This window comes from Paenibacillus sp. TSA_86.1, from assembly GCF_052691815.1.
Genome location: NZ_JBQZGE010000003.1, coordinates 341830 through 356037 on the forward strand (window position 1 = coordinate 341830; position 14208 = coordinate 356037).

Genomic DNA, 14208 nt, shown 5'->3' on the forward strand with positions numbered 1-14208 from the left:
TTAAGTGATCCAGGAAGCCAAATATTGATAGAGTGAGAGGTTCACAAAAAGGTGGGATGGGATATATGGCTATATTATCAACCGGGCCGATCGAAAATAATGTCGTTGCCGGGGTTAGACCAACGCAGCAGGTAACGATTAGATTGGTAAGTCGGGCTGCTGTGGATGCGACCACGGTATCTGTCCAAGGTTATGTACTAAGTACGACAAGAACGTTGTATGTGAATGAACTGATTAGTATTGCACCTAATGAAGAAGTGACCCGAAATTATTTTGCAGATTTAGATGCCTTTGAGTTTGTTTTTGGAACAAGTGAGGAAAGTGTGGGAGCAGTCGGGATTTCAGTATGGGGCAAACAAGCGTCAGGACAATTGGTGGATGCACATCGGGTAGTGGAGCATGAAAAAACAGTTACGAACATCTAGGACGTGTTTTGAAAACTAATGAAGTGCAACAAAATTCAGAAAAATGGGCTTCCTTCAGCGTTTTCAGACACGCCCTAGAAACACAGACTTTTTTCGAAAGAAGGGAATGTAGCGATGAGCTTTTTATCGACAGGGCCAATTGAAAACAATGCGGTTAGTGGTGTACGACCGACTCAGACTGTAACAGTCAGAATAGATAACCGCAGTGATGTTACCGCCTCAACTGTGCAAATACAAGGTTATTACATGAGTGCCGGGTTGAGGGTTCTGTATGTCAGTGAATCTTTCGACATTGCACCCAATCAAGTGATCACTAACAACTACTTTGCCAATTTGGATGCGTTCGAGTTTACTTTCACGACATCAGTGACGATTAATGATCCTGTTCAAGTGTCTGTATGGGGGAAAAGTAGCACAGGCTCTCTGGTAACAGCACATCGTTTAGTTTCTTCTGAGTTGCTGGGGGAAACTCCAAGTATGACAGGAGTCACAGGTGCCACGGGTGCTACGGGAGCGACGGGTGTGACTGGAGCTCAGGGATTAACCGGGGCGATAGGTCCGACTGGTGCAACCGGGGCGACGGGTCCAGCAGGAGAAACCGGGGGAGCTACGGGAGCAACTGGGGCGACCGGAGTAACGGGGACAACGGGTGTGACCGGAGCAACTGGAGTCGCCGGAACAACAGGCGTGACTGGAGCAACCGGAGTCGCCGGAACAACGGGTGAGACAGGAGCGACAGGATTGGCCGGAACAACGGGCGAGACCGGAGCAACCGGAGTAGCGGGAACAACGGGCGTAACCGGGGCAACCGGAGTAGCGGGAACAACGGGTGTAACCGGGGCAACCGGAGTAGCGGGAACAACGGGCGTAACTGGTGCGACCGGAGTCGCCGGGACAACGGGTGTGACTGGAGCGACCGGAGTAGCCGGAACAACAGGTGCAACTGGGGCAACCGGAGTCGCCGGAACAACAGGTGCAACTGGGGCGACCGGAGTAGCGGGAACAACGGGTGAGACAGGAGCGACGGGAGTAACCGGGGCAACCGGAGTAGCCGGAACAACAGGCGCAACTGGGGCGACCGGAGTAGCGGGAACAACGGGCGTGACTGGAGCAACCGGAGTCGCCGGAACGACGGGCGTGACTGGGGCGACCGGAGTAGCGGGAACAACGGGCGAGACTGGAGCAACCGGAGTCGCCGGAACAACAGGTGCAACTGGGGCGACCGGAGTAGCGGGAACAACGGGCGAGACTGGAGCAACCGGAGTCGCCGGAACGACGGGCGTGACTGGGGCGACCGGAGTAGCGGGAACAACGGGCGTAACCGGGGCAACAGGAGTCGCCGGAACAACAGGTGCAACTGGAGCGACCGGAGTCGCGGGGACAACGGGCGTGACTGGAGCAACAGGAGTAGCCGGGACAACGGGTGTGACTGGAGCAACCGGTTCTGGAGCGATTATCCCTTATGCATCAGGGCTACCAGCTTCGTTGACTACGGTGCTGGGCGGACTTTTGAATACCTCCAGCTTGGTTGGCTTTGGTAATAATGCGTCTGGTGTGACGATTAATGGAGGAATTATCGATCTCACAGGCGCCGCAGGTACCTTGCTTAACTTTGCTTTCTCGGCATCTCGTGCGGGAACGATTACCTCACTGGCTGCTTATTTTAGTACGACAGCTGCACTTAACCTGGCTCTGTCTACAGTAACGATAACTGCACAATTATTCCGTTCGACTACACCAAATAATACCTTTACGGCTGTACCAGGGGCACTGGTCACCTTGGCACCAGCGTTGACTGGCGCATTGTCATTAGGCACAATCGCCAGCGGATTGACCTCAGGTCTGAGTATTCCGGTAGCCGCAGGTGACCGTCTGCTTATGGTCTTCTCAGCATCAGTAACCGCCGGAGCTGATCTGGCTTCAACCATTGCGGGATATGCAAGTGGCGGTCTTACCATCACGTAGTGGGATTTTACAAGATATCAATTTTAGAACACTAAAAAGAGCCTCTTGCCAATGTTGGCGAGAGGTTCTTTATATACATTGACTTATACATATGCTCACCTTATTTGCATGTGGAGGATGTAGTTATTTTGTAACGTGAAGGATAACTGAAGTTGACTTAACAGACAGTAACCCAGAATTAAAAGAATAATGATTGTTCTATTTATGAATCCAATTTACAATAGCAAATGTAGGAAAAATACATATTTTAGGGAGAGAAAGATGAGAAGAAAATGGTTGATAGCGTTATTAAGCGTGATCATGTTGTTTGGCATTGTACCTGCATACGGGGCTGAAGATTCAGGAGAATCTTTAGTTTGGGATGGATATGAAGATAATGGAGCTTTAATGGGCATCAATGTTACAACATTCACGGGTAATAAAAGCAAAACAGAATCTATTTTGCCTAAGCGAGTTTCCGATATACAACGGGTGGGAGAGTGGATCTATTTTCTAATTGAAGAGGAGACAGAGTCTTGGGCTCGTCATATGGCGAAAATTAAGAAAGATGGTTCTGCATTTAATTATCTGAACAATGAGGGGAATTTTGGTAGATTTACTGTGGTGCGCGATACGATTTATTTTGTTAAAGATGAAGGTACTGAGGAAACACCGGATGCGTTGTCTTTCGGCTCAATGAGAACGGATGGTTCAAACGAACAGACAATATTGTCTAAATCTCCTTTTTATAATTTTAAAATATACAGCGGCTATATCTATTTTACAAACAGGGATAATGGCAAGTTTTATCGTATGAATTTAGATGGTACAGGAAAGAAGTTATTATCTTCAAAAGAAGTTTGGCCATATGAATTTTATGGAAATGTTTTGTTTTTTTCGGAGAACATGGGCGGACGCGATAATTATAGTTCTATCGGTGTCTTTTCGGATAAAAACGGAACTAGAAAGAAAACGTTCACCACAAAAGGTTCGATTACACCTCTAACTTACATAAATAATAAGTTTTATTACCTTAATAATTCGATAGGCAAGAATGGCTATAACCAGAGTGACTTATATGTTTTTAATCGTTACACAAGCAAGAAGAGCAAGCTACGTTCTTTAGATGCATATGATCGATTTGTAGGTACAGTAGGCGATGGGCTTGCATTCCTATCTTTTGAGAAAGGCACTGTTTATAAGCTTGGATATGATGGTAAAATCAAAAAGTAATTAATGGCGGTTACCATATATCACAAAAAGAAACAGGGATCTCTTGCCGATCATGGCTTGAGGTCCCTGTTTATGTGTAAGTGAATCAGTGATGAAAATTAACGGTACAGCTTGAGCTCAGCAGTAGACCACCACCACTCGGGTGTATCCGCAGTCAAAGCAATTTTGACATATCGTGCCTGCTGGTTCGTGAACATCACGGAGATGACAGGATCGATTCCCGAAGCATCTGAGACGGAATTCCATTGCTCGCCATCCGTTGAAGTAGCGATTTTAAAACTGCGGGCATAGTCATTGGTACTGCTGCCTGAGTCCATAGTTAATCTGCTGAAATTTTGGATGCTTCCCAGATCGATCTGAATCCACTGGTCTGTTTGTTGTCCAGATGCAGAGGTCCAGCGTGAGTTCAGATCATCATCCATCAGTGCTTCAACATTTTCAGACGTGGAAGCTGTAGCTGTCCAAGACGTCCGATCCAGTTCGGTAGGTAGCAAATCATCCTGTTCACCCGGTGTCCATGGTGTCTGGTCGGCGGTATAAACCGCGATTTCTGCTACAGACCACCAGTGAAAATCCGTTCCGGACTGAACTATCTTGATGTATCGTGCCTCTTGGGTAGGGAAAGAAATGGAGAGCACGGCATTATCCCCTTCCCCTGTAGCTACAGCTTTACCCCAATCCGTGCCATCCAGTGAGGTGAATACTTCATAACCACGAGCATAATCCTCACTGCTGTGTGCACTATCCAGTACAATCCGGTTCACCATTTGGGGATTACCCAGATCCAGCTGAAGCCACTCACCACCTGTTTGGGTCTGGCCGGAAGTCCAGCGTGTTTGGTTCGAGCCATCCAGTACCGATTGAGCTTCCTCACCGGAAGACGCTGTGACGGACCATGCATCTGGAAGCAAACGTTTTTGTTTTCCTGTTCCATAGTGATGAACGAATAGCTCAGAGACCGACCACCATTGATCAGATTCACCTGTCTGTACGATCTTCACATAACGTGTTTGCTGCTCAGGGAAGGTAATGGAGAGACGTCCTGACACGCCTTCGCCTCCAGCGATAGATGTTCCCCAGTTCTGCCCGTCATCGGAAACAAAGATTCGATATTGCCGTGGATAGTCATCCTTGGCGTTCCCAGAGTCCAACTCTATCGCGTCAAAAGCACTCGTTTGTCCAAGATCAATCGTGATCCATTGTCCGTCCGTTTGCTTTCGCCCGTTCGTCCATAACGTCTCTTTATTGCCGTCTAACATGTGAGCTGTGACATCCGTTCCTTGTGTGGAGGAAGCGGTCACGATCCAGGTTGACCGATCGGGCAACGGGGTAGGCTTTGGATGCTCAGGAGCTTGGGTCAATTTTCCGAATCGGGCAAGCTTGAGTTCCGAGATAGACCACCAGCTGTCTGCGGGAGCAGTCAAAACAATTTTGATATAACGCACAGTCTGCATCCCCAAATCGACGGACAGGCTCGGCGATGTTCCTGTTCCCTGTGCAATCGGCTTGCTCCAGTTCTCATTATCCTTCGAAACGTAAACTTCATACCCGTGAGCATAATCCCCCCCGTTGTTGCCGGAGTTCATGAAGAGTGTGTCCATGATCTGTTCGTTGCCCAGATCAATATGGAGCCAGTCTCCAGGCTGTTGCGTTTGTCCAGATGACCAGCGGGTAGCCAAATCTCCATCAATCATGCGTTCCACTGCTTCCGAACTGGAGGAGGCGGTAATCGTCCATGTGCTACGATCCAGATAAGTGACACCTTGTGAAGCATCCGGCTGCTTAACTACCGTATGTTCCAAGGGATTAACCTTTACTTGAGCCTTTGCATAGACGGTAGCTGAACCCAAAGCCCCGCTTGCATTATAAAAGCGAACCGTCTTAGCGGTATCGGATGGATTCCAGATTTGCGCCGTGTAGACGCCGTCCTTTTCGTAGACGGTTACTGCCGGAGAATCAGCCCAAATATCCATTGTACGTGTTCCCGTGGATGCCATACTATGCATGAACCAATAGGCATTAAAGACTTCATTTTGCTGCATGTCTTTCGTATTCCACTTTGCAAGAGCAGCCCCCGGGTCCCCGATGGATTGGAAAGGCCAGATGATGTGCTGCCATGTGCGCTCCTGCTGACCACCAAGATCCTTGATCAGACCGTTGTAAAGTGCCGCGGTATTCTTCGGATCACGGCCATAATAGGTCATCCACTCCGCCGGCGGCAGCCAATGAATGCCGTAAATATGCTCTGCGTCGTTGGAGAAGTACGTGCCATACAGGTAAGCACTGCCGTATACATGCCCTACGGTAGCGTGTTTGTATCCTTCCAGCCAGTTGTCTCCATCGTAGTTGAACCAATATTGCTCGGCCGCTTTTTCTTCGGTGACGAAGCCCCATATGCCTGTATCGCGATAGGCTTTATTGCCTGTTACCTCGCCCCACATATATTGTCCGACCCAACTGAACAGAGCTTCGCCTGCAGCTTCCTGATTGTTTCCACTGCGATTGTCGGCATAACCGCCCGCCCAGGAATGACCTGAATAAGGATCAAAATTACGCATCCACGGGAATTGATTGTCTGTGCGCGAAGGATTGGCATAATCCCGGATCAGGAGTTCAACCATGTCACCATAATCTTCTACAAACGTTGAATCATACGTAGCCAGCACCGCAGATGCAAAGACGTAATAGCCATACGTAAAATGATGATCCGTCAGCCCGGTATTGACGCCGAACCCGCTTCCGTAAGGAAAGATCGTTCCCCATTGCTCCGAGTAATAAAAATAATAGGAGTGTAGACGTTCATCCGGCGAGTAGGTGTACCAGTCTGTCAAAATGTTTCTTAACAGGGACAGGTAGTGGTCCCGACGTTCGTGATCCCCAAGCTGATCGCTAATGAGCACACCCAGCGCAAGCGGATGAAGCTTTTTCCCCTGCCAGTAGGGATCTTCGCTCATTAAATTGCCTGACGTATCTGCATCAAGCTGATCCAGATAACTGATTAATTGCGCGCGTGAGTATGTCGGATCGTCCGGCTCTACAAATTGCGGAATGATGCCGTAGAAACGATCCTGTGTCGTAAAGCTGTTGCCTTCGCTTACTTTCATCATTCCTCGAATGGAAGGATAAGTGAGTTCCGTGAGTGGAGTTGTTGCAAGTTTCCACTGGTGCGGGAACAAAGCCATTAATGTGCTCGCAGAAAAGTTGGCACGCTTTGTTTGTGTAACGGAATTGAAGGTCGTCGTAACTTGAGAAGTGCTCTCGTTATAGTTGTAATCAACCTTCGTATCCGTCACAAAAGCATAGGCATGCTGGTAATAGTATGCTAATTCTGATGTAGATGGCAGAGTAGCCAGCGATAAATAATTTTCGCCTGATCCCAGCTTAATTTTAAGTGTATTGCCAAGCTTTATAAGTGTTGTTCCTTCTGGTACATAAAGGCCGTAGTTTCTTGTAAAGGTTTGCGGTGAAGGCGCTCTGTCCTGATTGGTGACTTCTACACCGATATGATCGCCTGTCCATGATTCCCCGTCTTGCAGTACAATCTCACGGTTTTGATCATCAAAGAGACGTGTGATGTTCGGTGAACGGAGCAGGATCGTGTCCGGGTTCTCGAACGTGTTGTACAGGAAAGGGGAGCCTTTCACAAAGGTTGTATTGACCTTCGCCGTGTCGTCATCACTCATGATGATGTTTGCGGAGTAATCTCCGTATCCGGCTACCTTGGTATTCACCTTGGCCGGATTCATACTGCTTGTCGTCAGGATCAGGTCTGCTTCGCCATCTGCATCCATCGAGTTGCCGTCAGCAGAGAGGTATCCCGCACCGGGATTCAAAATATGAAGCCCCTGTTTGGTATATCGATTTTTGAAGGGGAGTGTAACCAGACTGTTTCCATCCCCTAAGTCCGAAACAAGAATCGATTGCCACCAGTCATTAGATGGAATCGGGGCAGTGATGTCGGCTGTACGATTTTTGGGGTTTTTCGGTTGCAGCATCGTGATGTCATTAATAGCATAACTGCCAGCTCCAACTTGTACTGAGCTCATCTCCGGGATATCCGGAATGGTGTAGACCGGTTTCTCATCACCTGTAATATACTCATACACATCAAAGGCATAGAGCGAATATCCGTTAGTCGTACCTCGGCCAAGCCCTGCGAATTTTACATATCTGGCTTCTGCGTATACAGGTATGTCATCCCGTCCACCGTTGCTGTGTAACTCCCGAACCAACGTAGTCCATTGCTTTGCATCGCTCGATACCTGAATGTCGTAAGCACGTCCAAACGCATTTTCCCATTGCAGAGAAATATGTCCGATCTCATGACGCCTGCCAAGGTCCACAACAATCCATTCCTGATCCTTGTATATGGAAGACCAGCGTGTACCTGGGTCACCATCTGTCACATTGCGCGCTTCATAATTGCGCTTCTCCATTTTGGCCTTGTCTTCGGCGGAGCGGGCAGGTTCGTCAATCTCTTCCGATGACGCCATGACCGATTTACCAAGGGCAAGATTGGTGGCAACCGGTTTTGGAGGCGGGTTTGCTCCGCCCGTTCCATACACATTGAACGCGTAAAGAGAGACACCGTAGGCTTGTTGTGCCCGCTCATGACTGATTAAACGCACATAGCGTGCATTAGCGGCGACTTCTACTTCGCTTAGACCGCCTTGACCCCTCGTTGTGGAATACACTTGTTTCCAGTTCACCTCGTCATCCGACACTTCAAGGTCGAAGGCGGATGCATAGGCATTTTCCCACTCAATCGAGATATTCGAGATGGAAGCAACTGCGCCCAGGTCAACATAGATCCACTGAGGGTCCTGCTGCCATACACTTTCCCATCGGGTATTTTTGTTACCATCCACGGCATGATCGGCTGTATTCCCGCCAAGGGATGAGGAACTATACACCGGTCTGTTCAGAGATAAGAGATATGACCCTTCTACTGCAGCGTTTGCTGTTTTGCTTGGCCATAGCGGCACACTGCTAATTAACAATAGCATGGATAACAGCAAGTTCACGCAGATGCTGCGTTTGTTTCGTTTGTGACTCGTTCGTCCCTTCATATCTTCTTCTCCTTTGTTAGCTCTTGCCTCTCGGTCAGACAGAACTTTCTCTTTTTCCTAACAACCTGTTATATGTATGGTTCTGTTCTCCCGTGCCGCATTCCTGAGATCGATTTCAGGTTGCAATCATGGGATAAGCGGATGTTCATTGTTGTATATCGATCATTTGGAGCGGATTATAAAGTTTTTTTAAACGTTTTCGTAGAAAAAGAGACATATGTCCTACAGTAGGCAAGCGTGGTGTGTAACTATGAAATGCCGAATTAGGATTAAGGTCCGATAGCAATATAATATTTCTTCCTGCTGTAATCTAAGCAAATATTATCCTTCCGCGGGCAAGTTTGATTGAGGCAGTCTGTTTACAGGGAAATCAAAAAGCCCGCTTATCGCGAGCTTCAAGGTTCATAGTTTTCTATGGGGAAATTGAATTAGGTCATTAAACATGACTCAACGACTATTTTTAAGATAAACTGATTTATCTATAGTAGCCTTGACACATCTTCTATTATTCTAATATAGAGATAATTTCTCGCTGAACTAGCGCAGGTTGTTCAAGATATACATAGTGTCCTGAGCCTTGTGCAATCACATGAGTCGTCTTATCTGATAAAGAAGCTAAATCTTGCTGCATTTCGGCCCATTTGATTTCCATTTCTGGCCCCATGCCGTGTTCTGTTGCAGAAATTACGCTTAATGGTAGATTCCGCAATGCATCCTTGGCGCGCAACTTTTCGATATATTTAAAGCTCTTGGTTACTTCTGCATAATTCCCCTCCGCAGTAAACTGTGACTGATACATTTCAATAAATTCTGGGGGAAGGGTTGCCAGAACGGCTTCCTCTTGCTTTTCGTGAGAAGCGTCGATCAGCACGGCTCCTGCAACTTCATTCGTATAGCGGTCAGCGAATCCTCTCACATTTATTTGTATTATGGATAATTAATTTTAAATTAAAATGTTCAGAATAGGAGAGATTCTATGGTGCGTGCTTATCTTATGTTATTGTTCATAACGATCTTGATGATTAGCGGATGTGAACAGACTGATCATCGTATGGATCAAGAGAATGAGAGACGAACTGCTGCCAAAATGGGAATAGGAGACCCAGTGAATCTATCTAATTTGGATTCCCAGAAAGCTTATGAACTCTGTGCAGATGCTCTATCCGAATATTACAAAGCGATCTGGAACGGTCTGGAATTGGACGTCGGCAGATATATGGATAATCAGAACTTCCAACGTTATACAGAAAAAAAGATCAAATCACAATATAATCTGTTTCGTAAGAACAATCTAACCTATAACCAAGTGAAAGATGTCAAGATTGATGCCGAAAAAGTGGATTATTTAGAAGGGGAGCAACGTTTCTACTATCTAAAATTGAATGCACGTATTATTAAGGATGTAGGAGAATACGCAGAGCCTACTGAATTCTTGGTACAAGATGTGAGAGGAAGGGTAGTGATTGTAGATTGGTACACGTCTGGAAAGGATAGTTACGACTCCATTATGCGTGGGGAGAATCAGGTGATTGATAATCCTGCTATCTGGGAGAATAGCGATTGGGTAGGTAAATTGAAGTAGTGGATCGGTTACTATTGGGCCGTGATACTTGACATATACTGAACCCTAGCCCAACAGCCCGAAGTCTGTGTTAATGGTCTTTAGGCTGTTGTTAGAGTATCGATAAGTATTAGTCTCCGAATATAGGCTCTTTTGTGTTATCTGCTTGGCCCTGCAGCATGTTGCACAGTCAGTGATTCGGCGTCAATGGTCACCGTAAGATCGAAAAAACGGTCGCTGTATCCCTCTCTCCAGTCCTCAGGAATATCTTCGGAATAAAACCAGAAGCGAAGCAGTCGCCGCTCTGGATTTTGAAGGAGTTCAACAGCACAGTCAATTGAGCATATGGACAGATCAAGCGTAAGCGGTGGTGACCACTGCTGTACTGCTTCAGTCCATTCTGCTACAAGTTGCTGCGCGACTTCAATAGCGATGAGTAAATGTAATGTATATTCAGAATCGGCCAATTGCTCCACAATCATTTCCTGCTGCCTGACGTTTGTGGCGGATAAAAGTGCTGGAACATCCCTGCGGTCGATATTAAAGATGCTGCTTGGGAATTGCAGATTGGAACGTCTTTCATGATATGACTCCGGCATAGTTGTTCACCTCTTTTTAATGGATTTAGGATGTATCCCTCAGTGAATTTTTCCGGATTTAAATCCTATTTTACCACGTTTAATAAATAACAAAATAAGGGGCAATTGTTATTATTCAAATGAAGTCTATAAAGTGGATCTTTCGTTGCAAACTCGAGTTCCATATGGTGTCATTTCTAACTGTCATGGTAAAGGTGCCCTTCCTGACGAGTTTCCAGAAAATAAAGGCCCGCAAGAGGGAGCTAGCGCAACAAAACTGGAATTATATAATAATGTATCTATCTTTACACCTATTGAAGAAATCAACGGCAACTGGTATGGGGCATTACCAACAAAACAATGGAATACTAGGGGCTTATGTAAACTGGACGACGATCAACAAGACGTTAACAGCGAACGTATCGTTAAGTAAAAAGCGATAATCGATTTCATGATTCAACCGTGGTGGGCGGATGTCCATCGCGTTTTTTTTTTTCTGTTATCGTGAATCAAAAAAAGGACTAGCTGGGAGCGTATTAACTCTCTCAGTTTAGTCCTTAAAGCCTCTTCTCAGAATATCATCAAAATTTTATTCTTCCCATAACCCGCCTGCGATTGTGATCGAAGATGTGTCTATATCAATTCAGACAGTTCGATCTTGACCACCGAATCTTATACACTAAGTCCACCGTCTACAGGCAAAACGACTCCAGTAACAAAAGATGAATAATCACTAAGCAACCAAGCGGCTGCGTTTGCAATCTCAATAGGTTCAGCCGGGCGTCTGAGAGGTGTCTTAGCACAAATTTGTTCAATGATATCGGGGTTAATAGAAACCCACTGCTGAATCATATCGGTCATTGTGGTCCCCGGAGCAATGGCATTGACACGGATACCCGCTGGCCCATATTCGACCGCAGCTGTTTGCGTCAGACTGTTTACCGCTCGTTTGGATGCCCCGTAAGCTCCCAAGCCCGGATTACCCTTCAGACTACCTACGCTGCTGGTATTAACAATAGAGCCTGACCCTGAAGTCTCCATCATCACTTTAATCTGAGCTTTCATGCACATCCAGACTCCTTTATAATTTACAGACTGAATCAGGTCGAAGTCTTCTTCTTTTTCATCCACCAGCGATGATACCGTCACTCCGATACCTGCGTTGTTAAAAGCAGCATCAAGACGGCCATATCGTTCCACTGTAGCTTTAACAGCTTCTTCAACATTGCCTGCATCGGACAGATCGGCTGTAAAATATGCAGCATCTCCACCCGAGGTCACGATTTCATCCCTGACTTTACGCAACTCAGACTCTGTTCTTGCGACGAGCATCACAGAAGCTCCTTGCTGTACAAACAGCCTTGCTGCCTCAGCTCCAATGCCTCGCCCCGCCCCTGTAATCATTACTACCTTGTTTGCCAACATTTGTCCTGCAATGGTTGTCATATTCATTCTCCTTGCCTGGAATTGTTGATCTCATCAACTACCTTCAGTATAATTTGACTACGAAATGGTCACGAGAACCTGCTTGATGGTAGGTTTCCGAGTGATAGGATAAGGGGGAGGTTTTACTTGAACGACGGTGAGCGCCGTTTAGCGCTAGGTAATTTCTTAAGAGATTTACGCTCCTCCGTTTCTCCCCTTGATGTTGGCCTTTTGCCTGGCAATCGTCGTCGCACACGAGGCTTGCGGCGAGAGGAAGTCGCCGGGATCGCGAATATAGGACTCTCATGGTACACGCGCCTTGAGCAAGGTCGTGATATTCGTCCGTCCGTAGGTGTACTGGAAAGTTTGGCTACAGCACTCAAGCTGACGCCCAATGAGCGAAGACATCTCTTTCTGCTTGCTGGAGAATCACTGCCTCCTCAATCAACTATTATTGAGGAGAAAATCAGTCCTTCCATTCAGGACATGCTGAATGAATTGAATCCGAATCCGGCCTATGTCATCGGGAAAAAGTGGGACTTTTTAGCTTGGAATAAAGCGGCAGATGCTGTATTTATGATTCACAGGGTGTCACCCCCACATGATTATAATTTGATGTGGCGCCAATTTACGGATTCTATTTGGAAAGAAGGATCGGAGGATTGGGAAAGTGTCTCACGAAGAATGATTGCTGAGTTTAGAACGTCAAGAGCACGTTATCTGAACGACGATTCATTCGACAAGTTAATTGAAGATCTGAAGAGGGCGAGTGCTGATTTTACAAGGATGTGGCAGTATCATGAAGTACCAGGCTCCCTTGACGGCTACAAGAAGCTTTTGCACCCCACTTATGGAGTTATTGAATTTGAGCATGTCACCCTTCAATTTCCCAATGAACCTGATCAGCGAATGATGATTTATATGCCTCATCCGGCAACCAAATCCCGTTTAGAGCATTGCTTCACGCGCGGGTAGACAGCCGTGAAAATTTCTTTAGGCATCCCGTGCAACGATGCCTCTATCTCTCCCGTATTCCCGGGGGACGCTCAGGCAATGCAAATACACCGCCTCAAGGCATCAGCCTGCATGACGGTGTATTGGTCTTCGAGATACGGTAGACTTGTCCTCCGAACCTACTCTTCCCCGGTAGCCACCACCGCATTTCCCTCGTAACTGATCCAGTCGCTCCAGCTTCCGGAATACAGCTTCACATTCGAATATCCCGCTTCCTCCAGCGCAATCACGTTCGGGCAGGCGGAGACACCGGAGCCACAGTAGACGATGATGGCATCATCTTTCCCCAGCTTACTGAAGCGCTCTCCTAACACCTCAGTATCTGTCCAACGTCCATCCCAATCCAACACATCTTTCCAAAAATAGTTCACCGCACCCGGAATATGTCCGGCCTTGGCATCAATCGGTTCTTCCAGTCCCGCATAACGGCGGGCATCACGGGAGTCAATCAGCACGGCGCTGCCGCTTGCCGAAGCTTGTTGCGCATCCTCTACACTAGCGAGCATCTGTGGCTGCAGGTTCAGGTCAAACGAAGACGGGATCTGAACGGGGACATCCTGAGTCACCGGGAACTTGGCGTTCTGCCACGCGGTGAAACCTTCGTCCATGACATATACCTGATCATGTCCCATATAACGCAGCAGCCACCACAGACGCGAGGCGTTCATGCCGCCTTGATCATCATAGGCAATGATGCGGCTATTGGAGCCGATGCCTGCTTTGGCAAGGTGACTTGCGAGTGTAGCTGGATCAGGGAGCGGATGGCGTCCGCCATGCTCGGTGACCGGAGCGGACAAATCCTTTTCGAGATCAAGGTAGACAGCCCCCGGAATATGTCCGGCTTCATAGGCTTCACGCCCGGCATCGGGTTGCCCCAGCAGGAAGCGGCAATCTACGATGGCCACATCGGATTCGTACATTCTGGCGAGCAGCCAGCGCATGGATACCACATTTTTCAT

11 protein-coding genes are annotated in these 14208 nt (G+C 47.3%); 6 read left to right on the plus strand and 5 right to left on the minus strand.

The genetic code is table 11. The annotated features are described in order from the left end of the window. Window positions 1-65 precede the first annotated feature (65 nt). The 3 genes from ACUTVW_RS10550 to ACUTVW_RS10560 all read left to right on the plus strand — a co-directional run bounded on the left by ACUTVW_RS10550 (window position 66) and on the right by ACUTVW_RS10560 (window position 3602). Entirely contained in the window at window positions 66-425 is a 360-nt protein-coding gene (locus tag ACUTVW_RS10550) for a hypothetical protein (RefSeq protein WP_445645749.1), read from the plus strand. A 114-nt stretch (window positions 426-539) separates the two neighbouring features. Next, window positions 540-2390, plus strand: a complete 1851-nt coding sequence (locus tag ACUTVW_RS10555; protein ID WP_445645750.1) for an exosporium glycoprotein BclB-related protein — start codon at window positions 540-542, stop codon at window positions 2388-2390. A gap of 261 nt (window positions 2391-2651) precedes the next feature. Next, window positions 2652-3602 (plus strand): DUF5050 domain-containing protein, encoded by a 951-nt coding sequence (locus ACUTVW_RS10560; protein WP_445645751.1) that lies wholly within the window; start codon window positions 2652-2654, stop codon window positions 3600-3602. 98 nt (window positions 3603-3700) lie between these two features. On the opposite strand, the gene ACUTVW_RS10565 is transcribed toward ACUTVW_RS10560, so the two are convergent. Both ACUTVW_RS10565 and ACUTVW_RS10570 read right to left on the minus strand, forming a co-directional pair. Then, window positions 3701-8671, minus strand: a complete 4971-nt coding sequence (locus tag ACUTVW_RS10565) for a discoidin domain-containing protein (protein WP_445645752.1) — start codon at window positions 8669-8671, stop codon at window positions 3701-3703. A gap of 505 nt (window positions 8672-9176) precedes the next feature. After that, window positions 9177-9542, minus strand: coding sequence for an alpha/beta fold hydrolase (locus tag ACUTVW_RS10570; RefSeq protein ID WP_445645753.1), 366 nt, complete (start codon window positions 9540-9542; stop codon window positions 9177-9179). A 105-nt stretch (window positions 9543-9647) separates the two neighbouring features. Between ACUTVW_RS10570 and ACUTVW_RS10575 the strand changes: the two genes are divergently transcribed. Further along, complete coding sequence (locus tag ACUTVW_RS10575; protein ID WP_445645754.1) at window positions 9648-10253, plus strand: hypothetical protein; 606 nt, start codon at window positions 9648-9650, stop codon at window positions 10251-10253. A gap of 137 nt (window positions 10254-10390) precedes the next feature. Here the strand turns inward: ACUTVW_RS10575 and ACUTVW_RS10580 are convergent, their stop codons facing one another. Next, window positions 10391-10831 (minus strand): hypothetical protein, encoded by a 441-nt coding sequence (locus tag ACUTVW_RS10580; RefSeq protein ID WP_445645755.1) that lies wholly within the window; start codon window positions 10829-10831, stop codon window positions 10391-10393. 145 nt (window positions 10832-10976) lie between these two features. Here ACUTVW_RS10580 and ACUTVW_RS10585 point away from each other — a divergent pair, with 145 nt between their 5' ends. Then, window positions 10977-11243, plus strand: a complete 267-nt coding sequence (locus ACUTVW_RS10585; RefSeq protein ID WP_445645756.1) for a hypothetical protein — start codon at window positions 10977-10979, stop codon at window positions 11241-11243. A gap of 239 nt (window positions 11244-11482) precedes the next feature. On the opposite strand, the gene ACUTVW_RS10590 is transcribed toward ACUTVW_RS10585, so the two are convergent. Further along, on the minus strand, window positions 11483-12256 hold the full coding sequence (locus ACUTVW_RS10590; protein WP_445645757.1) for an SDR family NAD(P)-dependent oxidoreductase: 774 nt from the start codon (window positions 12254-12256) through the stop codon (window positions 11483-11485). A gap of 126 nt (window positions 12257-12382) precedes the next feature. On the opposite strand from ACUTVW_RS10590, the gene ACUTVW_RS10595 reads away from it, so the two are divergent. Next, window positions 12383-13210, plus strand: coding sequence for a helix-turn-helix transcriptional regulator (locus ACUTVW_RS10595; RefSeq protein WP_445645758.1), 828 nt, complete (start codon window positions 12383-12385; stop codon window positions 13208-13210). Between the two features lie 158 nt (window positions 13211-13368). Here the strand turns inward: ACUTVW_RS10595 and ACUTVW_RS10600 are convergent, their stop codons facing one another. Next, on the minus strand, window positions 13369-14208 hold the full coding sequence (locus tag ACUTVW_RS10600) for a sulfurtransferase (RefSeq protein WP_445645759.1): 840 nt from the start codon (window positions 14206-14208) through the stop codon (window positions 13369-13371).

Bases quoted from the DNA above. Each gene is read 5' to 3' on its own strand.
- ACUTVW_RS10550 (WP_445645749.1), top strand. From the start codon at position 66: ATGGCTATATTATCAACCGGGCCGATCGAAAATAATGTCGTTGCCGGG.
- ACUTVW_RS10555 (WP_445645750.1), top strand. From the start codon at position 540: ATGAGCTTTTTATCGACAGGGCCAATTGAAAACAATGCGGTTAGTGGT.
- ACUTVW_RS10560 (WP_445645751.1), top strand. From the start codon at position 2,652: ATGAGAAGAAAATGGTTGATAGCGTTATTAAGCGTGATCATGTTGTTT.
- ACUTVW_RS10565 (WP_445645752.1), bottom strand. From the start codon at position 8,671: ATGAAGGGACGAACGAGTCACAAACGAAACAAACGCAGCATCTGCGTG.
- ACUTVW_RS10575 (WP_445645754.1), top strand. From the start codon at position 9,648: ATGGTGCGTGCTTATCTTATGTTATTGTTCATAACGATCTTGATGATT.
- ACUTVW_RS10580 (WP_445645755.1), bottom strand. From the start codon at position 10,831: ATGCCGGAGTCATATCATGAAAGACGTTCCAATCTGCAATTCCCAAGC.
- ACUTVW_RS10590 (WP_445645757.1), bottom strand. From the start codon at position 12,256: ATGACAACCATTGCAGGACAAATGTTGGCAAACAAGGTAGTAATGATT.
- ACUTVW_RS10600 (WP_445645759.1), bottom strand. From the start codon at position 14,208: ATGAAAAATGTGGTATCCATGCGCTGGCTGCTCGCCAGAATGTACGAA.